General features: G+C 67.1%; 25 protein-coding genes and 3 tRNA genes. 12 read left to right on the top strand and 16 right to left on the bottom strand.

Going from position 1 to position 24,434, the window contains the following annotated elements:
- Window positions 1-19: 19 nt before the first annotated feature.
- Together TSH20_RS15630 and TSH20_RS15625 are read left to right on the top strand one after the other, a co-directional pair.
- Window positions 20-2,029 carry a HAMP domain-containing methyl-accepting chemotaxis protein gene (locus tag TSH20_RS15630; RefSeq protein WP_109075636.1) on the top strand — a complete coding sequence of 670 codons (2,010 nt, stop codon included), beginning with the start codon at window positions 20-22 and terminating at the stop codon, window positions 2,027-2,029.
- Window positions 2,030-2,189: 160 nt separating this feature from the next.
- Window positions 2,190-2,864 carry a hypothetical protein gene (locus tag TSH20_RS15625; protein WP_109075604.1) on the top strand — a complete coding sequence of 225 codons (675 nt, stop codon included), beginning with the start codon at window positions 2,190-2,192 and terminating at the stop codon, window positions 2,862-2,864.
- A 216-nt stretch (window positions 2,865-3,080) separates the two neighbouring features.
- Here the strand turns inward: TSH20_RS15625 and TSH20_RS15620 are convergent.
- A tRNA-Gly gene (locus TSH20_RS15620) sits at window positions 3,081-3,155 on the bottom strand.
- Between the two features lie 145 nt (window positions 3,156-3,300).
- Here TSH20_RS15620 and TSH20_RS15615 point away from each other — a divergent pair.
- The 5 genes from TSH20_RS15615 to TSH20_RS15595 all read left to right on the top strand — a co-directional run bounded on the left by TSH20_RS15615 (window position 3,301) and on the right by TSH20_RS15595 (window position 6,403).
- Window positions 3,301-3,873, top strand: a complete 573-nt coding sequence (locus TSH20_RS15615; RefSeq protein ID WP_109075603.1) for a prolyl-tRNA synthetase associated domain-containing protein — start codon at window positions 3,301-3,303, stop codon at window positions 3,871-3,873.
- A gap of 190 nt (window positions 3,874-4,063) precedes the next feature.
- Window positions 4,064-5,020, top strand: a complete 957-nt coding sequence (locus tag TSH20_RS15610) for a co-chaperone YbbN (protein ID WP_109075602.1) — start codon at window positions 4,064-4,066, stop codon at window positions 5,018-5,020.
- A gap of 57 nt (window positions 5,021-5,077) precedes the next feature.
- A complete protein-coding gene (locus TSH20_RS15605) occupies window positions 5,078-5,746 on the top strand; it encodes an LON peptidase substrate-binding domain-containing protein (protein WP_109075601.1) in 669 nt (222 codons plus the stop codon).
- Between the two features lie 46 nt (window positions 5,747-5,792).
- Entirely contained in the window at window positions 5,793-6,023 is a 231-nt protein-coding gene (locus TSH20_RS15600; protein ID WP_109075600.1) for a Trm112 family protein, read from the top strand.
- Window positions 6,020-6,403, top strand: coding sequence for a DUF971 domain-containing protein (locus tag TSH20_RS15595; RefSeq protein ID WP_109075599.1), 384 nt, complete (start codon window positions 6,020-6,022; stop codon window positions 6,401-6,403). The genes TSH20_RS15600 and TSH20_RS15595 overlap by 4 nt, the downstream gene beginning before the upstream one ends.
- Window positions 6,404-6,454: 51 nt before the next feature.
- On the opposite strand, the gene TSH20_RS15590 is transcribed toward TSH20_RS15595, so the two are convergent.
- The 6 genes from TSH20_RS15590 to TSH20_RS15565 all read right to left on the bottom strand — a co-directional run bounded on the left by TSH20_RS15590 (window position 6,455) and on the right by TSH20_RS15565 (window position 12,329).
- A complete protein-coding gene (locus tag TSH20_RS15590; RefSeq protein ID WP_109075598.1) occupies window positions 6,455-7,966 on the bottom strand; it encodes a UbiD family decarboxylase in 1,512 nt (503 codons plus the stop codon).
- Window positions 7,967-8,073: 107 nt separating this feature from the next.
- A complete protein-coding gene (locus tag TSH20_RS34640) occupies window positions 8,074-8,430 on the bottom strand; it encodes a type II toxin-antitoxin system RelE/ParE family toxin (RefSeq protein ID WP_146207481.1) in 357 nt (118 codons plus the stop codon).
- The gene (locus TSH20_RS15580; RefSeq protein ID WP_109075596.1) at window positions 8,411-8,683 is read right to left on the bottom strand and encodes a type II toxin-antitoxin system ParD family antitoxin; all 273 of its coding nucleotides are present in this window, start codon (window positions 8,681-8,683) and stop codon (window positions 8,411-8,413) included. The genes TSH20_RS34640 and TSH20_RS15580 overlap by 20 nt, the downstream gene beginning before the upstream one ends.
- 169 nt (window positions 8,684-8,852) lie before the next feature.
- On the bottom strand, window positions 8,853-9,575 hold the full coding sequence (gene phbB / locus TSH20_RS15575; RefSeq protein WP_063635164.1) for an acetoacetyl-CoA reductase: 723 nt from the start codon (window positions 9,573-9,575) through the stop codon (window positions 8,853-8,855).
- A 148-nt stretch (window positions 9,576-9,723) separates the two neighbouring features.
- A complete protein-coding gene (locus TSH20_RS15570; protein ID WP_109075595.1) occupies window positions 9,724-10,899 on the bottom strand; it encodes an acetyl-CoA C-acetyltransferase in 1,176 nt (391 codons plus the stop codon).
- 113 nt (window positions 10,900-11,012) lie between these two features.
- Window positions 11,013-12,329 (bottom strand): alpha/beta fold hydrolase, encoded by a 1,317-nt coding sequence (locus TSH20_RS15565; protein ID WP_247871175.1) that lies wholly within the window; start codon window positions 12,327-12,329, stop codon window positions 11,013-11,015.
- Between the two features lie 584 nt (window positions 12,330-12,913).
- Between TSH20_RS15565 and phaR the strand changes: the two genes are divergently transcribed.
- Window positions 12,914-13,561: a polyhydroxyalkanoate synthesis repressor PhaR gene (gene phaR / locus TSH20_RS15560; RefSeq protein ID WP_109075593.1), complete on the top strand. Its 648-nt coding sequence runs from the start codon at window positions 12,914-12,916 to the stop codon at window positions 13,559-13,561.
- A 208-nt stretch (window positions 13,562-13,769) separates the two neighbouring features.
- Complete coding sequence (locus TSH20_RS15555) at window positions 13,770-13,988, top strand: hypothetical protein (protein WP_109075592.1); 219 nt, start codon at window positions 13,770-13,772, stop codon at window positions 13,986-13,988.
- An 83-nt stretch (window positions 13,989-14,071) separates the two neighbouring features.
- Here the strand turns inward: TSH20_RS15555 and TSH20_RS15550 are convergent, their stop codons facing one another.
- From TSH20_RS15550 to mepA, 6 genes are all read right to left on the bottom strand, one after another.
- Window positions 14,072-15,187: a glutathionylspermidine synthase family protein gene (locus TSH20_RS15550; RefSeq protein WP_247870830.1), complete on the bottom strand. Its 1,116-nt coding sequence runs from the start codon at window positions 15,185-15,187 to the stop codon at window positions 14,072-14,074.
- Window positions 15,188-15,636: 449 nt separating this feature from the next.
- Complete coding sequence (locus TSH20_RS15545) at window positions 15,637-16,008, bottom strand: hypothetical protein (protein ID WP_109075590.1); 372 nt, start codon at window positions 16,006-16,008, stop codon at window positions 15,637-15,639.
- A 238-nt stretch (window positions 16,009-16,246) separates the two neighbouring features.
- Window positions 16,247-16,322, bottom strand: a tRNA-Ala gene (locus TSH20_RS15540).
- Window positions 16,323-16,360: 38 nt separating this feature from the next.
- Window positions 16,361-16,447, bottom strand: a tRNA-Leu gene (locus tag TSH20_RS15535).
- Window positions 16,448-16,562: 115 nt separating this feature from the next.
- Window positions 16,563-17,504, bottom strand: a complete 942-nt coding sequence (locus tag TSH20_RS15530; protein ID WP_247870908.1) for a methyltransferase domain-containing protein — start codon at window positions 17,502-17,504, stop codon at window positions 16,563-16,565.
- 205 nt (window positions 17,505-17,709) lie between these two features.
- The gene (mepA, locus tag TSH20_RS15525; protein WP_247871176.1) at window positions 17,710-18,621 is read right to left on the bottom strand and encodes a penicillin-insensitive murein endopeptidase; all 912 of its coding nucleotides are present in this window, start codon (window positions 18,619-18,621) and stop codon (window positions 17,710-17,712) included.
- Window positions 18,622-18,971: 350 nt separating this feature from the next.
- On the opposite strand from mepA, the gene TSH20_RS15520 reads away from it, so the two are divergent.
- Window positions 18,972-19,574: a hypothetical protein gene (locus tag TSH20_RS15520; RefSeq protein ID WP_146205336.1), complete on the top strand. Its 603-nt coding sequence runs from the start codon at window positions 18,972-18,974 to the stop codon at window positions 19,572-19,574.
- A gap of 47 nt (window positions 19,575-19,621) precedes the next feature.
- Here the strand turns inward: TSH20_RS15520 and TSH20_RS15515 are convergent, their stop codons facing one another.
- Together TSH20_RS15515 and TSH20_RS15510 are read right to left on the bottom strand one after the other, a co-directional pair.
- Entirely contained in the window at window positions 19,622-20,755 is a 1,134-nt protein-coding gene (locus tag TSH20_RS15515) for an ABC transporter permease (protein WP_109075586.1), read from the bottom strand.
- Between the two features lie 68 nt (window positions 20,756-20,823).
- Window positions 20,824-22,617, bottom strand: coding sequence for an ABC transporter transmembrane domain-containing protein (locus tag TSH20_RS15510; RefSeq protein WP_199231896.1), 1,794 nt, complete (start codon window positions 22,615-22,617; stop codon window positions 20,824-20,826).
- 233 nt (window positions 22,618-22,850) lie between these two features.
- On the opposite strand from TSH20_RS15510, the gene rpmE reads away from it, so the two are divergent.
- A complete protein-coding gene (gene rpmE, locus TSH20_RS15505; protein ID WP_012974887.1) occupies window positions 22,851-23,075 on the top strand; it encodes a 50S ribosomal protein L31 in 225 nt (74 codons plus the stop codon).
- Between the two features lie 89 nt (window positions 23,076-23,164).
- On the opposite strand, the gene TSH20_RS15500 is transcribed toward rpmE, so the two are convergent.
- On the bottom strand, window positions 23,165-23,590 hold the full coding sequence (locus TSH20_RS15500; RefSeq protein WP_085090096.1) for a DUF1465 family protein: 426 nt from the start codon (window positions 23,588-23,590) through the stop codon (window positions 23,165-23,167).
- A 278-nt stretch (window positions 23,591-23,868) separates the two neighbouring features.
- On the opposite strand from TSH20_RS15500, the gene TSH20_RS15495 reads away from it, so the two are divergent.
- Entirely contained in the window at window positions 23,869-24,345 is a 477-nt protein-coding gene (locus TSH20_RS15495; protein ID WP_109075584.1) for an Hsp20 family protein, read from the top strand.
- Window positions 24,346-24,434: the final 89 nt, after the last annotated feature.

The following is a 24,434-nucleotide window of genomic DNA, read 5'->3' as shown; positions in this document are numbered from 1 at the left end:
GCCGATGGAGGCCTCGACCATGAGCCTTTTCAATCGCTTTTCCGTAGGAACGAAGATCACGGCGGCCAGCGCCGGCATCCTGGTGTTCCTGGTGCTGATCGGCGGTATCGGCATTGCTGCCCTGTCGGAGGCCGGCGGGGCCGTGGACACCTACCGGCAGCTCGGCCAGCAAACCAACGAGCTGGGACGCATCCAGGCCCTGATGCTGGAGATGCGCCAGCAGGCCACCCGTTTCCTGCTGACCGGCGATGCGGAGGTCGGCGCCACCGTCCGCCGCACCGCGGAGGACGCGGCACAGACCATCGACAAGACCCGCGCCCTGTTCACCGACCCCGCCCTGCTGCAGACCGCCGACCATATGGCGCAGGAGATCGCCCAGTATCGGGAGGCCTTCGCCGCCGCCATGGATTTCCAGGACCAGCGCAGCAAGGCCATTGCGGATCTGGACGAGATCGGGCCGCGGCTGGAGACCGCACTGGATGGCATCATGGACAGCGCCGGCGCAGCGGGCGACACCGACGCCGCCTATCTGGCGGGCATGGCGCTGCGCCACATGCTGTCGGCCCGCATCTCGGCAACCCGCTACAATGTGGACGGCTCCCCGGCGCTGGCCGCCCAGACCCGGTCTCAGTTCACCGACGCCGCCGGCCGCGGCGGCGCGATGATGGCGAAGCTGACCGACATGGACCGCCGCAAGATGGCGATGTCCTACACCGCCATGCTGCGCGTCTACATCAGCGGCTTCAATGCCGTGGTCAAGGCCACCACCGAGCGTGACCGGCTGGTCAACGAGGTGCTGATCCCCGTCGGCGATTCCATCGCCAGGGAGGCGGAGCAGCTGACGGAGGCCAGCGTCGGCGCCCAGAAGAGCCTGGGCATGGCGACCGGCGCCTTCCTCGACAAGGCGCGCGGCGGGATGGTGCTTGCCTCGCTGATTGCCGTGGTCCTGGGTCTGGCGACGGCGCTGCTGATCGGCCGCGGCCTGTCGCGGCCGGTGGTCGCTATGACCGACCGCATGACCCGGCTGGCCGGCGGCGACCGCAGCGTCGACATCCCCGGCCTGGATCGCGCCGACGAGATCGGCGGCATGGCGAAGGCCCTGCAGGTGTTCAAGGACAGTCTGGTCGAGAGCGACCGGCTGGCCGAAGCCCAGCGCGCCGACCATGCGGCGCAACGTAGCCGCGGCGAACGCATCGACCGGCTGACCCAGGAGTTCGACCGGTTGGTGCTGGCGGCGCTGGGCCGGGTGTCGGCGGCGGCGACCCAGCTGCAGGCGACCGCCCAGACCATGTCGGCCACCGCGGAGCAGACCACCCGGCAGGCCGATGCGGTCGCCAACGCTTCCCATGAGGCGACCGGCAATGTGGAGACGGTGGCTGCCGCGACCGAGGAACTGACTGCCTCCATCGCCGAGATCGGCCGGCAGGTGGCGGAAAGCACCCGCATCGCCGGACAGGCGGTCGCCACCGCGGAGAAGACCGACGGCACCGTCCGCGGTCTGGTCGATGCCGCCCAGCGCATCGGCGAGGTGGTGCAGTTGATCACCGACATTGCCAGCCAGACCAACCTTCTCGCACTGAACGCCACCATCGAGGCGGCGCGCGCCGGCGAGGCGGGCAAGGGCTTTGCCGTGGTGGCGTCGGAGGTCAAGAACCTCGCCAGCCAGACGGCCAAGGCGACGGAGGAGATCGGCAGCCAGATCGCCGGCATTCAGGAGATCAGCCGGCAGGCCGCCGGCGCCATCGCCGAGATCGGCCGGGTGATCGCCGAGATCAGCCACATCTCCACCACCATCGCCGCCGCGGTGGAGGAACAGGGTGCGGCCACCAAGGAGATCAGCCGCAACGTCCAGCAGGCGGCGCGCGGCACGCAGCAGGTGTCCGGCAACATCGCCGGCGTGTCGGAGGCCGCGGCCTCCACAGGCGACGCCTCGCGCGAGGTGTTGACCGCCGCCGACGGGCTGAACCACGAGGCGACCGACCTGCGCGGCTTCGTGTCGCGCTTCCTGGCCGAAATGCGCGCCGCGTAAGAAACGGTATCGATCTTCAGCGTTGCGGTGACAGTTATGGCGCCGGCAGGACCCGAATGGGCCGGGGCTTGCCGGCGCCCTTCTTCTGGCGGGCAGCCCCGCTCCTTTGTCCGGTTACTTTCCCCTTGCGCCTCGCCGCCCCCTTGGGCACATAGGCGCGATGATCCTGACCCCCATCGCCATCGACGACATGCCGAAGGCCATCGCCGCCTTCGACGCCCATCTGGACGGCCATGCCCAAGCGCAGGCCGCCTTCCGCCGGATCGCCTCCACCTGGCCCGTGCGGCCGGCGGACGAGCCCGGCGGCGGTGTCGATACGCCGGCCCATCGGGCGGACGCGGTGCGGCTGGCCCATGCCCACGGCATCGACACGCTGGACGAACCGCCCAGCCGCTCCTTCATGTGGGACGGCAAGGTGATCCGCACCGATGTCGAGGCGACGGTGATCGTGCATGAGTTGGCGCACTGGCTGTGCGCGACGCCGGAGCGGCGGACCCTGATCGATTACGGCCTCGGTCCCGGTCCGGAGACCACCGCCCGCCGGGAAGCACGCGCCGACAAGCGCCTGTGCTTCGAGGACTGCATGCATGAGGAGCAGCAGACCTCCCTGCTCGGCGTGCTGTGGGAGGTCGAACTGGGCCAGCCGGGGATCCTGGCCTTCCTGGAGCAGAACTGGATGGAGCATTGGGAGCGGCCGAGCACCGCCGCCTTCTTCATCCGCCACGCCGAGGAGTTGTTCACCCGCGGACTGATCGACGCCGACGGCCGCCCGACGACCGCGCGCGACTGGGCGGATGCCCGGCAGGGCGCCCGGGTGCTTTCCCCCCAGCTTTAGAAATCCATGCAGTGACCGCGTGCCGTCCGACGGGGCCTCCCTCGGCTCACGGACGGCGCCTTCGCGCCCGGGATGAGGTGCAGTCCGAAGAGCGGACTGTCAAAGCGCACTCTGTCACTGAGCAGAAATGCGTCATGGAGCTAAAATGCGAAAGGCCGGCACCCGAAGGTCCGGCCTTTTGAGATCGCATGCTCCGGTGCAAAGACCGGAGGAAAATGGAGCGGGCGAAGGGATTCGAACCCTCGACCCCAACCTTGGCAAGGTTGTGCTCTACCCCTGAGCTACGCCCGCGCTCCGCACCGTCATTCGGCAGTTTGTTTCTGCCGTCCGGCGGTGTGCGGCGGACTATACTCATCGGCCGACGCAATGCAAGGGGCTTGTTTCAGATTTTTTCACCGGCTGGACGATTTTCCGAACAGCCGGTAAAAGGGCTGTCATGGACACCGCATCGCTCCCCCTTCCGGGCGCCTCCCTGCCAGATGGCGACGCGCCTCTGCCGACCTCTCCGGACCAGTTGCTGGCGCGGCTCGACGCGCTGGGCATCCAGGCGACCACGCACAGCCACCCGCCGCTGCACACGGTGGAGGAGAGCAAGGCCCTGCGCGGCGCCCTGCCCGGCGGCCACTGCAAGAACCTGTTCCTGAAGGACAAGAAGGACCAGCATTGGCTGGTGGTGGCGCTGGAGGATGCGCCGATCGACCTGAACCGGCTGGACAAGGTCATCGGGTCGGCGCGGCTGTCCTTCGCCTCGGCGGAACGGCTTTGGCGCTTTCTCGGCATCCGGCCGGGGTCGGTCACGCCCTTCGCCCTGGTCAACGACACCGAGCGCAAGGTCCGCGTGGTCCTGCAGCAGGCGATGATGGAGCATGACCTGCTGAACTATCATCCGCTGTTGAACGACCGCACCACGGCGATCCGGCGCGACGACCTGCTGCGCTTCATCCGCGCCTGCGGTCACGAACCGGCGATCGTCGAGTTCGGCCGCATCGAGGCCGACAGGGCGGAGTGAGGGACCGGCGGTTCCGCGCAACGCTCGCCCATGCAATGCCTGCCCACGCAATGCTTGCTTGAGCCGACTTGCGCGCTCACATATGTCGGCAACGATTAGGGTCCGGGCCGCCAGCGGCCGGATCGGCAACTCCATGGCCCACCGGGATGTCCTAATGGGCCAGGCATCACCAACGGGACCGAAACACGCCATGTTCTCCATGCCCCCCGCCAACGGGTCCAAGCCCGCCGCTCCCGGTGCCGCCTCCGGTGCCGCCGACATCGTCAAGGACAGCACCGACCGCGCCTTCATGGCGGACGTGATCGAGGCCTCGGCCGACGTCCCGGTGATCGTCGATTTCTGGGCACCCTGGTGCGGCCCCTGCAAGCAGCTGGGTCCGATCATCGAAAAGGTGGTGCGCGCCGCAAAGGGCGCGGTGCGCCTGGTGAAGATCGACACCGACGCCAACCCGATGATCGCCTCGCAGCTGCGCGTACAGTCGATCCCGGCGGTCTACGCCTTCTTCCAGGGCCGCCCGGTCGACGGCTTCATGGGCGCCCTGCCCGAATCGCAGGTGAAGGCCTTCGTCGACAAGCTGGTGGCGCTGGCCAAGCAGGCCGGTGCAGGCGGCGGTGCCGGCGAGATGCTGGAGGAAGCCTTCGCCCAGGCGAAGGAGATGATGGAGGCCGGCGACCTGCAGGGCGCGCTCGACCTCTACAGCCAGATCATGCAGGCCGAGCCGGAGAACGCCCAGGCCTATGCCGGCATCATCCGCTGCCTGATCGCCGCCGGCGACCTGGAGAACGCCAAGCAGATGCTGGCCCAGGCCCCGGAAGCCATCGCCAAGGACAAGGAGCTGGCCAACGTCCGCGCCGCTCTCGACGTGGCGGAGCAGGCTGCCAACGCCGGCCCGATCCCGGAGCTGATGGAGAAGGTCGCCCACGATCCCAACGACCATGCAGCGCGCTTCGACCTCGCCATGGCGCTGTTCGCCGCCGGCAAGCGTGAAGCCGCGGTGGACGAGCTTCTGGAGATCTTCAAGCGCGACCGGACCTGGAACGACGACGGCGCCCGCAAGCAGCTGGTGAAGTTCTTCGAGGCATTCGGCCAGACCGATCCGCTGACGGTGAAGACCCGCCGCCGTCTGTCGACCATGATGTTCAGCTGACGCTTTTCCGAAAGCAGGACGGCTGTTCCATCGGCGAAGGGGTTCTATCTGATTGGCATGACCAGAAACCCCTTCGACGCCGAATTCGGCCAGTTGCCGGCGATGCTGCCGATCTTCCCACTGGCCGGCGTTCTGCTGCTGCCGCGGGCGCGGCTGCCGCTGAACATCTTCGAGCCCCGCTACCTCGCCATGGTCGAGGACGCGCTGGGCAGCGGCCGCATGATCGGCATGGTCCAGCCGCTCGACCCGGCCGGACGGGAGCGCGAGCCGGCCGTCTATCCCTGCGGCTGCGCCGGCCGCATCACCAGCTTCGCCGAGACCGACGACGGCCGCCTCCTGATCACCCTGACCGGAGTCGCCCGGTTCGAGATCGGACGCGAGGTGGAGGGAGCGCGCGGATATCGGCGGGTCGTTCCCGATTGGCGCCCCTTCCAAGCCGACCTGGAGCCCGAGTCCTGCGGCGACATCGACCGCAACCGGCTGCTCGGCGCACTGAAAAGCTATTTCCGCGTCCAGGGCCTGTCGGTCGACTGGAAATCCATCGAATCGACGCTGGACGAGCGGCTGGTCAACTCTCTGGCGATGATCTGCCCCTTCACGCCCGGCGAAAAACAGGCGCTGCTGGAGGCGCCGACCCTGGCCGAACGCGGGAAGCTCTTGATCGGACTGGTCGAGATGGCCATTCTCGACAGTCATGACGGGGACGGTCCGCCGCCCAAGCATTGACCTTCTTCCAATCACCGCCCTTCTTCCAATCATTACGAGACACGAGATGGCGACGCCCGAGGACAAGAGCAGCGAAGCGAAAACCAACGCCCGCGTCGACCCGAAGCTGCTGGAGATCCTGGTCTGCCCGCTGACCAAGGGTCCGCTGCGCTATGACGCCGAGCGCGCCGAGCTGGTCAGCGAGCGTGCCGGTCTGGCCTATCCGATTCGCGACGGCATCCCGATCATGCTGATCGACGAGGCCCGCAGCCTGGACAAGGCGGGGTCGCAGCGATGAGTGAAGATGGCTTCGGCACGGTTCACTGGCCGACCGAAATCCGCCTGAAGAAGGAGGAGAAGCGGCTGGAGGTCGATTTCGACGACGGCCGGACCTTCTCCTACCCGGCGGAGTTCCTGCGCGTGGTCAGCCCGTCCGCCGAGGTGCAGGGCCACAACCCCAGCCAGAAGCAGACGGTGGCCGGCCGCCGCCATGTCGGCATCATGCGGCTGGAGCCGGTCGGCAACTACGCCATCCGCATCGTCTTCGACGACCTGCACGACAGCGGCATCTACAGCTGGAAATACCTCTACGAGATCGGCACCGAACAGGAGACCCTGTGGGCCGAATATCTCGAAGAGTTGCAGGCCAAGGGCCTGAGCCGCGACCCGCGTCGGTGATTATTGCGAGCAATCCCTCTCCCGGGGCGGGAGAGGGCGCTCACTTTCACCTCACTTCCAGATCGGCTTGCCGCTGCCGGGCAGGCCGTACAGGTCCCATTTGCGGCTGACCTTCTCCACGACCTCGTCGGTCATGTGGAGCTTCTCGCCCCACTCGCGCTTGGTCTCCGGCGGCCATTTGTTGGTGGCGTCCAGACCGACCTTGCCGCCAAGCCCCGACTCCGGACTGGCGAAGTCGAGATAGTCGATCGGCGTGCCCTCGATCACCGTGATGTCGCGGGCCGGGTCCATGCGGGTGGAGATCGCCCACATCACGTCCTTCCAGTTCCGCGCGTCGATGTCGTCGTCCACGACGATCACCCACTTCGTGTACATGAACTGGCGCAGGAAGGACCAGACGCCCATCATCACCCGCTTGGCATGGCCGGGATAAGCCTTCTTCATGCTGACCACCGCAATGCGGTAGGAGCAGCCTTCCGGCGGCAGCCAGAAATCGACGATCTCCGGGAATTGCTGGACCAGCAGCGGAATGAACACCTCGTTCAGCGCCTCGCCCAGCACCGACGGCTCGTCGGGCGGGCGGCCGGTGAAGGTGGACAGGTAGATCGGCTTGCGCCGCGTCGTCATGGCGGTGACGGTGAAGACCGGGAAGGGCTCGACCGAGTTGTAATAGCCGGTGTGATCGCCGTAGGGGCCCTCGTCGGCGTATTCGTCCAGGCTGACATGGCCCTCCAAGACGATTTCCGCCTGGGCCGGCACCTTCAGCGGCACCGTCTTGCACTCCACCAGCTCCACCTTCTTGCCGCGCAGCAGGCCGGCGAACTGGTATTCGGACAAGGTGTCGGGCACCGGCGTCACCGCGGCCAGGATGGTGCCGGGATCGGCCCCCAGCACGACGGCGCAGGGCAGCGGCTCGCGCTTGCCGCTGGCGGCCCAGCGGTGATGGTGCTGAGCGCCGCCGCGGTGCTTCAGCCAGCGCATGATGGTCTTGTTCTTGCCCAGCACCTGCATGCGGTAGATGCCGAGGTTGAAGTCGTCCTCGCGCTTCCCCGTCGGCCCCTTGGTCACCACCAGCGGCCAGGTGATGAGCGGCGCCGGCTCGCCCGGCCAGCAGCTCTGCACCGGCAGGCGGCCGAGGTCGATGTCGTCGCCGGTCAGCACCACCTCCTGGCACGGCGCCGAGCCGACGGTCTTCGGCTTCATCGACAGCACGGTCTTGGCGAGCGGGATCAGTTCCAGCGCCTCGCGGAAGCCGCCCGGCGGTTCCGGCTGCTTGAGGAAGGCCAGCGTCTCGCCGACGGCGCGCAGCTGGTGCGGCTCGCGGTCCATGCCCCAGGCGACCCGCTCCACCGTGCCGAACAGGTTGACCAGCACCGGCATCTCGGAGCGCCTGCCGTCGGCCTTGACGACGTTCTCGAACAGCACCGCCGGGCCGTTCTCGGCCAGCAGGCGGGTCTGGATCTCGGTCATCTCCAGCACGGTGGACACCGGTTCCTTCACCACCACCAGCCGCCCCGCCTTCTCCAGCCGGTCGATGAAGTCACGCAACGAGGTGTAGGGCATCGCAGGGTGTCCAATGTGGTGGTGCGTCCGAAACGGACGATAACCTTCAACTCGGCGGCCGGTCCGTCAAGTGCGGTGCACATCAATCCGACCAAGAAAATCAGGCACTATCGATGCCGAAGGCGATCGACAATCTGCCGCCTGTGATCCATGCCTCCGAAGAAAACGGCGACGACCAGAACCTCGGCGCGCTCTTCATGGACGCGGAAGTAGATAACGAATTTGTTTTTGGTCACCGTGCGAAGTCCGGGACGAATCCCTGGATGCTCGGTGCCGCGATATGGAAGAGCCGCTAATTCCTGCAAGTAGTCTGCGGCTTCGTCGACTCGGGCAGCAGCCCGGTCCGCCGCCCGCTCCTCATCGTCGCCCAAAGCTTGATACGCCTCGATAAGGTGAGCTTCGATAAGGTTGAAGTCACGGGCAACAGGAGCCGCGAGACGCACTTTATAAGGATGTGCCGGCATTTCTCTTGCGTCCCCTCAGCACACGGATCTCGGCTATCCCCTCTTCAAGATCGACGGATGGACCGGCAAGGCGCTGGTCGATCAGCAGCCGGAGAGCTTCAAGCTCCAAGTCACGGGCTTCCGTCTCGTGGCGCAGCACCTCAAGGCCCCGCTGAATGACGGCGCTGAGGCTTGGATAATGCCCGGCTTCGACAAGGCTGCGCGCGTAGGCTTCCTGCTCATCGGTCAGGGAAATCGAGGTTTTAACGGTCATAGGTCACCTCCCGTTCCAAATGGTACTACTAGGTAGCACCAACGGCAAGACCCAAGCCCCACCCAAAACAAAACCCCTCCCCCACCCCCGGCGGACCAAGGGTCCGGCCGGAAGCGGGAAAGGGGCTTCGTCACACCTCAAGAACCGGGGTGCGAGACCCGGTCCGGGATCAGTACATGTGCTGGCCGCCGTTGACCGACAGGGTCGAGCCGGTCATGAAGCCGTTGTCGTCGTCGACGAGGTACAGCACGGCCTTGGCGATCTCCGACGCGCGGCCGAGGCGGCCGACCGGGATACGGGCGACGATCTTCTCCAACACGTTGGCCGGCACCGCGCGCACCATGTCGGTGTCGATGTAGCCGGGGGCGATGGCGTTGACGGTGATGCCCTTGGCCGCGCTCTCCTGCGCCAGCGCCTTGGTGAAGCCGTGAATGCCGGACTTCGCCGCGGCGTAGTTGACCTGACCGTACTGGCCGGCCTGGCCGTTGACCGAGCCGATGTTGACGATGCGGCCGAAACCACGCTCGCGCATGCCGTCGATGACGTTGCGGCACATGTTGAAGCAGGAGGAGAGGTTGGTGTGGATCACCTTCTCCCACTGATCGTAGGTCATGCGGTGCATCACGCCGTCACGGGTGATGCCGGCGTTGTTGATGAGCACGTCGACCGGACCCAGGTCGGACTCGATCGCGGCGATCCCCTTCTTGCAGGCGTCGAAGTCCGCGACGTCGAACTTGTAGGTCGGGATGCCGGTGCGGGCGGTGAACTCCTCGGCCGCCTGATCGTTGCCGGCATAGTTGGCGGCGACCTTGTAACCGGCATTCTTCAGGGCGACGGCAACCGCCTCGCCGATGCCGCGGGTGCCACCAGTGACGACTGCAACACGAGCCATAGTTCTTCTCCCCAGATTTAGTAATGGTTGGTTGGTTTCTTTGACTTTTTATTGTTGGGCACGGGACTCCCTCCGCAGGTCCGGCGGATGTCCCAAGCCTAAAGCGAAGCGGGCCGCTTCCCGAGTTGGAAAGCGGCCCGTCCGGTCATCAGTCGCGCTGGACGCAGAGGGCGATGCCCATGCCGCCACCGATGCACAGGGTGGCGAGGCCCTTCTTCGCGTCACGCTTCTGCATTTCGAACAGCAGCGTGGTCAGCACGCGGGCGCCCGAAGCACCGACCGGGTGGCCGAGCGCGATGGCGCCGCCATTGACGTTGACCTTGCTGGTGTCCCAGCCCAGGTCCTTGTTGACGGCCAGCGCCTGGGCGGCGAAGGCCTCGTTCGCCTCGATCAGGTCGAGGTCGTCGACGGTCCAGCCGGCCTTTTCCAGCGCCTTGCGCGACGCCGGGATCGGGCCGGTGCCCATGATCGACGGATCGACGCCGGCGGTCGCCCAGGAGACGATGCGGGCCAGCGGGGTGACGCCGCGCTTGGCCGCGTTCTCCGCCGTCATCAGCACCAGGGCGGCGGCGCCGTCATTGATGCCCGAGGCGTTGCCGGCGGTCACCGTGCCGTCCTTCGAAAAGGCCGGGCGCAGCTTAGCCAGCGACTCCGCCGTGGTGCCGTGCTTCGGATACTCGTCCTCCGACACGACGACGTCGCCCTTGCGGCCCTTGATGGTGACCGGAACGATCTCGTCCTTGAAGCGGCCGGCCTTCTGGGCGGCCTCGGCCTTCTGCTGGCTGGCGGCGGCGAAGGCGTCCTGCTCCTGGCGGGTCAGCTGCCACTTCTGGGCGACGTTTTCCGCGGTGTTGCCCATGTGATAGCCATGGAATGCGTCGGTCAGGCCGTCGCGCAGCATGGTATCGAGCATCTCGGCGGTGCCCATCTTGGTGCCGTTGCGCAGGTGCATGACGTGCGGCGCCATGCTCATGCTCTCCTGGCCGCCGACGACCAGGATATCGGCGTCGCCGTTCTTGATCGCCTGATAGCCGAGCGCGACGGTGCGCAGGCCCGAACCGCAGAGCTGGTTGACGCCGATGGCGGTCGCCTCCACCGGGATGCCGGCGTTGACGGCGGCCTGGCGGGCCGGGTTCTGGCCCTGGCCGGCGGTCAGGATCTGGCCAAAGATGACCTCGTTCACTTCCGCCGCGTCGGTCTTGGCGCGGGCCAGCGCTTCGCGGATCGCGACCTCGCCCAGGACGTGGGCGGGAACGGAGCTGAGAGCACCGTTGAAGCTGCCGATGGGCGTACGGGCGGCACCGGCGATGACGACTTCGGTCATTGAACGCTCCTCGAAATAGGACAGTTTTATTATAGCGCTGGTGGGACGCTCGGAGTGATTGTTACCTTAAGTCGGGCAACATGACAGGTGCAAGCTGGCCGAAGGTCGCGGCGCTAACCTGTCGCAGCAAGCCATTCGGCCAGCGGATTCCACACTCCGGTCTCGGCGCCCGCACTCACAACCATTCCGATATGGCCAAGCGGGGGACGCAGAATCCGGGCGCCGGGGATCGCGGCGCCCAGCGCCAGGGCGGAGGCCGGCGGGACGATGCGGTCGCGCTCCGGGATCAGGGCCAGGGTGGGCATGCGGATGGCGCCGGGATCGACCGGCAGCCCCGCGACCATCCATGTGCCGGCCATGGTGTCGTTGCGCCCGTACCAGCCGGCCAGCGCGTCGCGCGCCACCCCGGCCACCAGCGGCACCCCGTCGTTCAGCCAATCCTCCAGCGCGACGAAGGCCGCCGCGGCGCGGGAGTCCGGCGCCATGCGGGCGAAGCTGGTGAATTTCTTCAGCGCCAGCAGCGGGTCGAGCTGGGCGAACAGCGCCTGCAACGCGTCGGTCGGCAACTCGCCCCAGCGGTCCAGAACCGGCCCCCAGGGCTGGATGAAGGTCGCGACCCGGCGTGCGGTGGCGGCGTCCTCCGCATGGAAATCCCAGGGCGTGGCCATCAGCACCAGCCCGGCGACGTCACGCGGCCGGCGCTGCGCCAGCGCTGCCGTCAGCAGCCCGCCCATGCAATAGCCGGCCACCGGCACCGGCGCCCCCACCGCCTCGACGACGAAGCCCAGTGCCCGCTCCAGCCGGCCGGCGATGTAGTCGGTCAGGGTGAAGCGGCGCTCCAGCAGCCCCGGCCTGCCCCAGTCCAGCAGGAGCGGCCGGAAGCCGCGCGCCGCCAGCCAGCGCATCAGGCTCTTGTCCCGCGACAGGTCCAGGATATAGCCGCGGTTGACCAGCGACGGCACGAACAGCACCGGCCGGCCGCCTGCCTTCTCGCCATAATCCAGCAGGCGCGATCCGCCCTCCGTCCAGACCACCGGCGGGTCGGGCAGGTCGCGGCGGTAGGGGTGGTGGCGGTACCGCTCGATCCCGGTCAGGACGGCGTCGATGCGGCGGCGGATCTCGCGGTCGACTTCACCGGTCAGACGGTCGGCGTCGCCCGCCCCGCCGTCCCGATGCGGCCGGCCCTGGGTCATCCGGTCGGCCTGCGACATTTCGTCCCTGAGCGCCGCCGCCCGGTCCCGCAGGGCCGGACTCCAGGGAAGCAAGCCGTTCCTCAAGAGCGGCAATGCGGCCGAGGAGCTGAGCAAGCTGCCCAGAGCCGCCGTCAGATGCAGGGCCAGCGGGCGCGGCCCCTGCCGCATCCCCGGCCTTGTCCCTGGGCCGGGCGGAGTCCTCCCCGCCTGCCTGTCGTCCGCCAGACGATCGCTCATCGGAAGGCTGTCCGTGTTGGGGGGAGCCGGTGTTCGGGAATGGCCACGGGCGGGGATCCCAGCCGGTGCCGGCCATGGAGCCGGCGCCAAACCCGCCCATTCCGAGACCGCCCATTCCGAAACCAAAAGCCCCGGCGCCCTGCCCCATCATCTGGAACAGGCGGGTCATCATGTCCGCCATTTCCGGATCGGCGGCGCTGGCCGTCCATTGGTCCTGCCACAGGTCCAGATAGCGGCGCGCCAGCGATTCGTAGGAAGGCGGATCGCCGGACGATTGATCGGAAGGTCGGTCTGGGTTCGACGGGTCGGCCATGGCCGGATTATAGGGGCGGCGGGGCCGGATTGACCAGTCCGGCATGGCGGGTCACCTGACCTTTCGGGTATCGGCGGGAGTGGCCCGGGCGCGTTCCATGTCTCCGTCTGCACCGGCCGGACCAACGCAACCGCGGCGCTATGCCGCGGCGCAACGCTGGACAAATTGCTATCCCTTCGAGTAGTCCTAATGACGGAACATTTTCCGCCGCCTGTCCCGCGTGTTCCGGAACACCTGCCCTGGAACACGTCCCTTCTTGAAAGAGTCCGCGATGGCCGACAAGGAAGACCAGAAGTCCGCTCCGATCACGATCAAGAAGTACGCCAACCGGCGGCTCTACAATACCGCCACCAGCAGCTACGTCACGCTGGACCATCTGTGCCAGATGGTGAAGGACGGCTTGGATTTCGTGGTCTATGACGCGAAGACCGGTGAAGACATCACCCGATCCGTCCTGACCCAGATCATCGTGGAAGAGGAAAGCAAGGGGCAGAACCTGCTGCCCATCAGCTTCCTGCGCCAGCTGATCGGCTTCTACGGCGACAACATGCAGTCGGTGGTGCCGCGCTATCTGGAATATTCGATGCAGGCCTTCTCCCGCAATCAGGAGCAGATGCGCGACTATTTCCAGAACACGCTGGGCGGCATCTTCCCGTTCGGCCGGCTGGACGAGGTCAGCAAGCAGAACATGGCGATGTTCGAGCGCGCCATGCGCATGTTCACGCCCTTCGGCGCTGCCGGCGCCCCGGACGAGACGCCCGGCGGCCAGCGCCCGGCCGGCCAGCCCGGCTCGGCGTCCACCAATCCGCCCGCCGGACCCGGCGGCGTGACGTTCGACGAATTGCAGAAGCAGATCGACGAACTGCAAAAGCAGATCGCCAGCATCGCCAGCCCGGGCAGCAAGTCGGACACAAAGTAACGGGACGGTCGGACGGATCCGGCGGAAGATTTTTCCGACAAACTGGCGGCACGGAAGGCGGGGTCATACCCCGCCTTTTTCATTGCGCCGGCCGGGACGGGCGCGCAGGCTTGGATCTGTGCATAGGGGGCACCTTCTCGTCCACGGTGCCGGTCCGGCGGAATTGCCGGATTTGCCGGCCCGTCTAACCGTCAGGAGGGAACCGACCGTGACCACCGAACTGACCGTTTCGATCACCATGACCAGCGACGACCCGCGCGAGGTCACGCGTTTTGAAAACCTGTTGCGCGACTGGCTCAGCCATCAGCCGGGCGTGGCCGGCATGGCGATCGCCGACCGCGGCAACGACGTGGCGGCCGAGAATATCTGGCGCGCCGCCCGCAAGGCGACCTTTGGCCCGGCGCTCAAGAACCCCTTCGCCCCCTGACGGCGCTGTAGCTTTATGTTTGGCGATCGGATTCACGCTCCAAATCGATTCCGATTTTACGCGATCCGATCTAACCGGGGCGATCAGCCCCTGAACAGGTGCGGGATCATCGCCGAATCCGGGCCGACGCCGGAGCCCAGGCGCGGATCGGCCGATTCCCGCACCCCCATGCCCAGGCACTTGTCGCCGACGATCCAGGCGTGCAGGACGGCGCGCGTGTCCTCCTCACGGAAGCAGGGCGGGGTTTCAAGCCAGATCGCGCCATGGGCCGCGACATCCTCGCCGATATCCGGACCGTCGTCGGCGATCACCGCCCCCTGTTCCAGGATGCGGCTCGGCGCGCCGTCCAGCCCATGCAGGGCGCGCACGGTCACCATGTCGGCTCCGGCCACGCCGCTGGGGTCCAGCGCCGCACGGCACAGGTTCGGGTGGCGTGGATAGAGATAGGACAGCACCGCCAGCAGCCCGTGGTTCGACCACAGCCAGCACCACAGCGGCGACAGCACGCTCATGCCGCTGCTGCGCAGCCGCTGAAGGAACCCGTCGTCGGCCAGCCCGTCCCAGGGATAGAGCTTCGCCAGCCAGGAGATCGGCTGCCCCTCGTCATCCACGAAGCGCCGGCCGTCCCAGGCGATGGACTGCAGCGGCAGCAGGCGGGTGTCGATGCCGGCCTCCGCCGCGGTGGCGGCGAGATAGACCAGTTCGCCCTCGCGCACCGGATCGGGGGTGGCGCAGGTCGCGTGCATGCGACCGCGACCGGGCACGCCCGTCGCCAATTCCTCCCACCGCTCCACCAGCGCCTCGTGCAGGCCGTTGAACTGGTTGGCGTCGGGAGCCATCGCCTCGCGCCAGTTGCGCTGGATCATCGAGGCGGCGAACAGCCCCTCGCAGGTGTCGTAATTGCACCCCAGCAGCTTGACGCTGTCGCGCCCGTCATAGGCCAGCGTCAATCGCCCGGCGAGCCCGCCCGCCCGTTCGTTGCGCCGCCCACCGGCCCAGTAATCGAGCCAGGACGCTTCCAGCATGCGCGCGAGGTCGCCGCGGATGCCGAGCGAGGCGAACAGCTTGTGCTCCATCACATGACGCACGGCGACTGCGATCATGCTGTGCAGTTCGTCAGCCACGCTTTCGATCAGGTCGATCTGCGAAGCGGTGAACTCGTAGACGGTGTCCTCCCGCCAGGCGGCTCCAGCCGACATGGCGCGCACACCATAGGGATATTTGCGGAGACCCGGGCGCCAATCGGCCCGCGGCTTTATCGTCGTCCTGCGCATGCCCGTTCCGATCCCCGGAGGTCAGCGCCGGCGAGCCGGACGGCGCGCGATGGCGACGAGTCGGCGCGTGGAAAGGGAGACGGGCAGCAGGCTGGTCAACGGTCCACTGGTCAACGGTCAACTCCGGGGGAGGCCAATCCGACGCAGGCGCGGATGCTCGCGATGCAATCGCTGCGACGCAAGCACAGCCTTGCGTATGTAACCCGTCCCGCTGCAGCGCACCAGCGCGCATCCGCGATAGCTCACCCTCGCCGGAGAGCCTCGGAACCGTGCGGAATGGGGCCGCCCCCAATTGACTGGCCCCAATCAACCGAAGTGGCGACGGGCCGCTGCGGCGAAAGGCAGCAGCGGCCCGTTCCGGAATGCGGCGCGCGTCAGATCAGCGGCACCGAGGGATGCCGGGCAAGCGACCGCATCGCCCACAGCGCCAGACGGCCGCGACGCGGCTTCATCGCCTCGGCCGTCCGATGCGCCGGCGGGATCGTCGCCAGGCCGGGGACGAGCAGCGGCCGGTCGTCGCGCGTGCCGCCGAGCCGCTGGAGCCGGCGTGCCGACAGCACGAGGCGCAACACCTCCTCCTCGGACACCGCACGACGGGCCGTGCCGGAGGCGAGGCTTGCCGCCTCGTACAAAGCCGCCCGTTCGGCCAACAGCCCGGTCAGGCCCTTGGCAGCCGCCGTCAATGCAGCTTCATCGTAAAGGGCGAGGACAAGCGTCCTCAACCCGTGTTCCATCCGTGTGGACATGGCGGGGGCTCCGGAAAAATCGGAATGGCGTGCGGTTCTGGTGCGTGTGAATCGAAGCGAGCAGGCAAAAGCTCGCGGTTCGACAGGCGCAATTATCCGTGCGCGGCACCCGTTCGGCCATGCGCCCCAAGGTGGTAACACCCTGTCTGCGTCCTGCTGATGCAGGATAGCCACAGTGGCTGTACCGATAAATATCCGGGTTGGCCGGGAATTGTCCGCCCCGACAGGCGGGAAGAAATGGTGGAGCCAAGGAGGATCGAACTCCTGACCTCTACAATGCCATTGTAGCGCTCTCCCAGCTGAGCTATGGCCCCACTATATTTCTTCTACTCTTCACCAACACATGAGGTGTTGGTGCGCTTGGAGGGAGTCGAACCCCCACGGCCTTTCAGCCACTAGGACCTGAACCTAGCGCGTCTACCAGTTCCGCCACAAGCGCATCCGCGTTACTTGGGGTCACGCGGGGCGCTCTATGTACCCAGACCGGGCGCCGCGCTCAAGGAGAAAATGCGACCGCGCAAAAGTTTTTTGGGGCGGGGCCGTAACGCCTCCCCCTACTCCGCCGGCTTGATCGCGTAGAAGCGGTACACCCGCACGCCGGCCTCGATGGCGGCGACGCGGCGGGCCCACAACTCGACCTCCTCCATCACCGCCAGCTTGGTGGGGGTGTCGAGCTGGAATTTTTCCAGATGCTCGACCAGCCCCTGGATGGCGGACAGGATCAGGCCGCGGTGGGTGTCGGAGATGTCCTCGGCGATGCGGAGGTCGAGGTTGCGCTGGGCGAACGCGTTCGCCATGCGGTCCTTCGGCCACAGGTTCGGCGTCAACGGCTCCTTGTCGCACCAGTTCTGGATCGCCTTGGCGCCCATCACATCCGCTTCCGCGATATAGTCGGTGATCAGCAGGTGGCCGCGCGGCTTCAGCGCCAGTTCCATGCCGTCGAACATCTGTTCCTTGTCGCGGACGAAGAACAGGCCTTCCTTGTAGACGATGGCGTCGACGCGCTTGGGATAGCCGAAATGTTCGGGATTGAAGGTCTCGATCGGCGCCTTCTTCTCCAGTCCCAGCTTGAAGGAACGGACCATCCCCTCCTTCGCCAGCAGTTCCGACGCCTCCAGCCCGGTGACCCAGCAGCCGTATTTGCCGGCCATGGTGCGGCTGGTGCCGCCCAGCCCGGCGGCGAGATCCAGCACGCTCATCGCCGGGTTCAGGCCCAGCGGCTTGACCAGATAGGGAATGTGATCGGCGCCGCCGGGGGTGTTGAAGCCCTCGCCCCACATCTTCTCCGCCACCTCGATGCGGGTGGCGGTCCACAGCGGCTTGCCCCAGCGGTTCATGCCGGGACCGGGTGCGGCAGGCTGCGGCTGTTCGGGCTGGCGCGGCTGCTCCTCGCCCTTCTTCGCCTTCAGACCGGAGAGGTCATAGCCTTCCCACCACGCATAGAGGCGAGTCTTCAGGCTCGGTCCATGCCCGGACGATCCGTCCTTGTCCGTCATCGCCCTTTGTCCGTCATCGCCGTGGCACCCCATCCGCCGATCGACCTGCCGCCGCCGAATTCCCCATCCGGCGCCGGACGGCGCAGCATTCTTACGGTTGTTCGGCCGAGCCCAACCACACCGTCCGCAAGAATCCGTCCAGCTTCAGGTTAGACGGACGCTAATTGCATGCAAGTGGAAAAATTTCTCCGCGGAAACACATCCGTCAGCGCGCGGTTTTGGCAGGGGCAGCGCCCGATTCGGGCAGGGAGGCCATGCGCGTGCCCGCCGCGTTCAGCACCGGGGCGCAGGCCGCCGGCATCTTGCGGACCACCCGCGGCTCGGGCTTGTAACCCGGCGGATGCTCGATCGCGGGAGACGCGCTGTCCAGCCAGGACATCAGTTCGTCGCCGCAGCCGTCGCCGTCGGGCTGCTCCGCCTGCTGTTCGCACAGCGGACTGCCGGCCGGGCAGTTCAGCCGGATGTGCATGTGGCCGTCATGGCCGTGCCAGGGCCGCAGCTTGTTCAGGAACCCGCGGTCGGACCAACTGCGCTGGCACATCGCCAGCTTGATCGCCGGATTGACGAAGATGCGGGCGACGCGGGGGTCGCTGGCGGCGATCTGGATCATCCGGGCCTGCCGGTCCGACCAGTCGGCGGTGACGCGCATGCGGTCGTAATCGACATACTTGACCTCGTCCAGCCGCTCGCGCCCGGCACGGCCCATCGGCGGCAGGTCCAGCCGCAGCCAGACATCGGCATCCAGCCCGATCTGGTGGCTGGCATGGCCCGACGGCATCGGTCCGCCGCGCGCCTGCCCCATGTCGCCGACCAGCGCCGTGCCCAGCCCGGCATGCGCCACCCGCTGGCCGAAGTCGCGGAGCATGTCGACCAGCACCGGATGGCCGTAGTTGCGCTGACGCGACAGGCGGATCACCTGATAGCCGACACCTTCCGGCGGCAGGGCGCGGGCACCGGCGATGCAGCCGGCCGCATAACCGCCGATGGATCTCGACGCCCCCAGCGAGGGGCCGGCCACCGCCCCCCAGGCGACGCTGGTGGCATAGGCCGGGATCGGAACCGGCTTTTTCTTCCGTGACTTGGCGTCGGCGTCGCCGGCCGCCAGCAGAGCGGCCACCAGTCCGACGCATGCGATCGCCTTGAAGGCACGCCCCCCGAAAGCACGAACCCCCGCAAGAATCCCCATGTCCGTCCCCCCGCCGTCTCCGGCACCGCGGTCGATACCGCTATAGCGGACCCGTGGTTAAGGAATGATGGAGGATGCATCCGGACCGCACAACCGGACCGTCAGGCACCGGCCGGGTCCATCCGGGCAGTCCATCCGGGGTGCGTCCGACGGTCCCGGTCGAGCCTCATAGCCGTACGGAAGCACTCCACCCTGGCTGACCGGACTAGCCGCTGCGAATATTGACAGTCTGTTATTAGCAATGGAAACGTCGAAGCATCATCAACAAGGAATTCGATAAAATGCCACCGACAATGAGCTACCGTATTGGCGACATCGTCAGTGTCCGCGGTTGCTTGACCCGGCTGATCGATATTATCAACCGTGATCCTATTCATTTGGAGGATCTGATCGGGTTCCACCGGGGGCGTCTCAGCCGCGGCTATTACCTGCTGCTGCTGAAGGAACCGATGGCTGCCGGGGAGTTCCAGTTCCTGGGCTACACCCACCTGTCCGGCGGCAAATACGGCCTGCCCAGCAACGACCCCGCGGCGGAGGCGGCACGGCCGACGGTGCAGGGGTCGCTGGAGCAGAAATTAGGGGTCGCCGGGGTGAACGGCCTTGCCCGCAAGATCGCCGGCGACATCCCGGCCACGGGGGAGCGCCGCCTTGCCAAGATCGTCCCGGTGATCGGCCACGATCAGGCGATGGGGCCGGCCGACCAGTATCCGGCATCCAAACACGGCATCGCGCAGTTCAACCTGACGGTGCCGAAGAAATTCCTGGTTTCCGCCTTCGTCGATCCCAACCGGCGCTTCCAGGGCGGCGGCCTCGACCTCGTCATGGACAAGGGAACGGCTTATGACAGCCGGCGGGCGGTGTTCCAGTATCTGTCGGCCGCCTGAGGGCTGTCAGTGCATGGGGGCATTCCCCGGCTGTCAGTCCCCGCCAATCAGTCAAGCGTCTGGCGGTAGCGCTTCAACGCCACCACCGTGACCACCGTCAGGAACAGGGCGAGCGCCAGCACCTCCGCCGCGATCTCGGCGAACCCGTTTCCTTTCAGCAGGATGCCGCGGACGATGCGCAGGAAGTGGGTCAACGGCAGGATCTCGCCCACCGCCTGCGCCCAGCCCGGCATGCCACGGAACGGGAACATGAATCCCGACAGCAGCATCGACGGCAGGAAGAAGAAGAACGACATCTGCATCGCCTGCAGCTGGTTGCGCGCCAGCGTGGAGAAGGTGAAGCCGACGGCCAGATTGGCGGCGATGAACAGGATCAGCACGGCGGACAGCAGCCCCAGGCTGCCGATGATCGGCACGTCGAACAGCAGCCGCGCCGCCACCACGATCAGCAGCACCTGGACATAGCCGACGACGACGAAGGGCACGATCTTGCCCAGCATCACCTCGAACGGCCGGACCGGCATGGCCAGCAGGTTTTCCATCGTCCCGCGCTCGCGCTCGCGGGTAACGGCCAGCGCCGTCATCATCACCATGGTCATGGTCAGCACCACGCCCATCAGCCCCGGCACGACATTGTATTGGGTGATGCCCTCCGGGTTGTAGCGGCGGTGGACGCGCAGTTCCACCGGGTCCGGCCCGGCGCGCAAGGCCGTCAGCGGCCCGGTCAGGTCGGGGTTCAGCGCCTGCCGGGCGATGGTGGACAGCGCCGACAGGGCGTTGCTGGTCGCCGCCGGGTCGGTGGCGTCGGCCTCCACCAGCAGGACCGGACGGGTGCCGCGCTGGAGATCACGGGCGAAGCCGGTGGGGATGGTGACGGCGAACTGCACCTCCCCCTCCGCCAGCAGCCGGTCGATTTCGGCCTCCGACGCCGCGGTGCGGGTGATGGCGAAATAGCGGGAATTCTCCATCGCCGCGACCAGCGTGCGGGCGAAGGGGCTGGAATCGGCGACCAGCACCGCCGTCGGCAGCGCCTTGGGATCGGAGTTGATGGCGAAGCCGAACAGGATCAGCTGCAGGATCGGCACCCCCACCATCATGGCGAAGGTCAGCCGGTCGCGCCGCATCTGGATGAATTCCTTCACCATCACCGCCATCAGGCGGCCCGCCGATATCCGCGCCATCGCACTGCCTCACAGGGCTGGGGTGCGAGGAGGGTAGCGCGGATAGGCTTGGGCGTCGATGCCCCCTCCTACGCGACTCCGTCCGCCCGGTCGAACTGCAGCGCCGCCAGCCTCGCATAGAGGCCGCCCTGCGCCACCAGTTCGCCATGGGTGCCGGTCTCGACCACGCGGCCCTGGTCCATCACCACGATACGGTCGGCGTTCAGCACCGTCGCCAGCCGGTGGGCGACGATCAGCGTCGTACGGCCATGCATCAGCCGGTCGAGCGCGTCCTGCACCATCCGCTCGCTCTCGGCGTCGAGCGCGCTGGTCGCCTCGTCCAGCAGCAGCACCGGCGGGTCGCGCAGGATGGCGCGGGCGATGGCAAGGCGCTGGCGCTGACCGCCCGACAGCCGCACGCCCTTCTCGCCCAGGAAGGTGTCGAACCCCTCAGGCAGCGCATTGAGGAAGTCCAGCGCATGGGCGGCCTCGGCGGCGGCGCGCACCTCGGCGTCCGAGGCATCGGGCCGGCCGTAGCGGATGTTCTCCCAAGCGTTGGCGGAGAAGACCACCGGATCCTGCGCCACGAGGCCCAGACGGCGGCGCACCTCCACCGGGTCCGCGTCGCGCAGTTCGACCCCGTCGAGCCGCACCGAACCGGCCTGCGGGTCGTAATAGCGCAGCAGAAGCTGGAACACCGTCGATTTCCCGGCGCCCGACGGACCGACCAGCGCCACCCGCTCGCCCGGTTTCACGTCCAGCGAGAAGCCCTCCAGCGCCGCCCAATCGGGCCGCGACGGGTAATGGAAGCGGACGGCATCGAAGGACAGTGCACCCGCCGCCGGGAGCGGCAGCGGCTTCGGCACGGCGGGGGCGCGGATCTCCGACTCGACGGACAGCAGGCTGAACAGCCGCTCCGTGGCACCGGCGGCGCGCTGGAGGTCGCCGATCACCTCGCTGATGGCGCCGACCGATCCGGCGACCACGACGGAATAGATGACGAAGGCCGACAACTCGCCCGGCGTGAGCCGCCCGGCCACCACGTCATGGCCGCCGATCCACAGGATGATGCCGACGGCGCCGAACACCAGAACGATGACGATCACCGTCATCACCGCCCGCACCCGCACGCGGCGGATGGCGACGTCGAACGCCTCCTCCACCCGCTTGCCGAACAGCGCCCGGTCGATGGCCTCATGGGTGAAGGCCTGGACCGTGCGGATGGCGGCCAGCGTCTCCTCCACGAAGGATCCGATGTCGGCGATGCGGTCCTGGCTGTCGCGCGACAGCTTGCGCACCCGCCGGCCGAAGAAAATGATCGGCGCCACCACCAGCGGAACCACCAGCGCCACCAGCCCGGTCAGCTTGGGCGAGGTGATCAGCAGCATGCCGGTGCCGCCCAGGAACAGCAGCGCGTTGCGCAGCGCGATGGAGGCCGACGAGCCGACCACCACCTGCAGCAGGGTGGTGTCGGTGGTCAGGCGCGACAGGATCTCGCCGGTCTTGGTCGTCTCGAAGAATCCCGGCGACAGGGTCAGCACATGGTCGTAGACGGCGCGCCGGATGTCGGCGACCACCCGCTCGCCGATCCAGCTGACCAGATAGAAGCGGCCATAGGTGGAGGCCGCCATCAGCGCGATCACCCCCAGCAGCACCAGCAGCGCACGGTCGAGCAGCGAGGTGTCGCCGCCGGCGAAGCCCTGGTCGATCAGCACCCGCATCCCCTGCCCCAGCCCCAGGACGGTGCCCGCGGCCACGGTCAGCGCCACCATGGCGCCCAGGATCCGCCATTTGTAAGGAAGCAGGAACGGCACCAGACGGCGTAGCGGTCCAAGGTCGCGGCGGCGGGTATCCGCCTCGCCACGGGCGGAGGCGGCGATCATGTCGGGGGAGGGTTGGCGAGCCACGCGGTTCCCGCTTGTCTGTTGGGGGTATTGATGCGGATCGCTGGCATATAGCGCGGTAAAGGGATGCCAACAAGGCGACGAACAGGCGAAACCACCCCGAAAATGGCCACGGAGCCCGCCGCGGACATCCTCAACGAGGCGAGATTCCGGGGTTGCGCCGGGGAGGGGGTTTTGGTATAGACGCCGCTCGCTTTGCAGGAACCCCGGCCATGAAGACTGACATCCATCCCGACTATCACGAGATCACCGTGGTCATGACCGACGGCAGCTCGTTCACGACCCGCTCCACCATGGGCAAGCCGGGCGACACGCTGCGCCTCGACATCGACCCGAAGTCGCACCCGGCCTGGACCGGTGTGCAGAAGCTGCTGGACACCGGCGGGCAGATCGCCAAGTTCAACAAGCGCTTCGCGAACTTCGGCCTCAAGAAGTAAGCGTTACCGCGCTTCTATCCTGCCGATGCGAAAAGGGCGCCCGACCGGTTCGGACGCCCTTTTCGTTTGTGCATGTCGTGATGGCCGTCTTACCCCACCGCCGCAGCCGCCTCGCGCTCCACATCGGCGCGGACCATGGCGTCGAGCCGGTGGACGCGCATGTACAGGCTGTGGCTGCGCTCCAGCAGGCTGCGCAGGCCGGACGGCAAATCCTCGTTGTCGGGGCCACTGGGATCGGAACAGATTTCGCCGCCGGACAGCGCGAAATCCTCGCTCGCCGCCTGCTCCTTCGTCATCTCGCCGGCATGCACGGCCTTCTGCGCCAGCAGCCACGCCATCACCTGGGTCAGGCGGCTGGTCACCCGCATGGATTCGTAGGAGATCTGAAGACGCACCTGCGGCGGCAGCTTCCGGTGTTCGGCCGCATCATGATAGGCGATGTAATTCCGCGCCTCGATCAAGAGGGCCATCGTCTCGTCGTAGGGACCGTTGAAGAAGAAGGTGTGCGAAGTCATGGTCGTCGGCCCCCTCCTGCGGACTTACGGCCCTAGCGTGAGCCTTGCCGCAACTGATTAACAATTGGTGACCGGGCGGCACCCGGCAACCCCAGGCGGGGATTGACCGGTCTTGGTGGGTCCGCCCTCTTGAACAGGGAAAAGCGTCGATTATCTCTCGCTCGTCCGGCGGATGCCCATACGGGGTCCGCCATCAAACCGGCCCTTGGGCCAGCCCTCAGAGGACCGACCGATGCCGTGGTCCTCGACGGCCGTATCGCTCTTTCGGAGGATATGTCATGCGTAGCTACGACCTTTCGCCGCTGTTCCGTTCCACCGTCGGTTTCGACCGCCTGTCGCGTCTGCTGGAGACCGCGACCACCGGTGACGAGGCGGCATCCTATCCGCCCTACAACATCGAAAAGCTGAGCGAGGATTCGTACCGGATCACCATGGCCGTCGCCGGCTTTGGACTGGACGACCTCAACATCGTCGCTCACCAGAACTCGTTGACCGTCACGGGTAAAGCTAAGAAGGACGAGCCGACCGGCCAATTCCTCTACCGGGGTATCGCCGGCCGCGCGTTCGAGCGCCGCTTTCAGCTGGCCGATTTCATCAAGGTGACCAGCGCATCTCTTCAGAATGGCCTTCTGCACATCGAGCTGGCGCGCGAGGTACCCGAAGCGATGAAGCCGCGGAGCATTCCGATCGTCACCGCCGCCGGCAGCGACGCGGTGGAGGTCGAGACTCCCGCGCTGACCCAGCAGGCGGCCTGACGCCTGACACGGTCCGTCCGCCCCTGAAGCGGACATGAGAACGGCGCCCCGGACCATCCGGGGCGCCGTTTCCTTTACCGGCAATTCGG

It is taken from the genome of Azospirillum sp. TSH20, assembly GCF_003115935.1.
Lineage (GTDB): Bacteria > Pseudomonadota > Alphaproteobacteria > Azospirillales > Azospirillaceae > Azospirillum.
The sequence above is the reverse complement of the archived record's forward strand: the minus strand, read 5'-3'. Positions and strand labels throughout refer to the sequence as shown.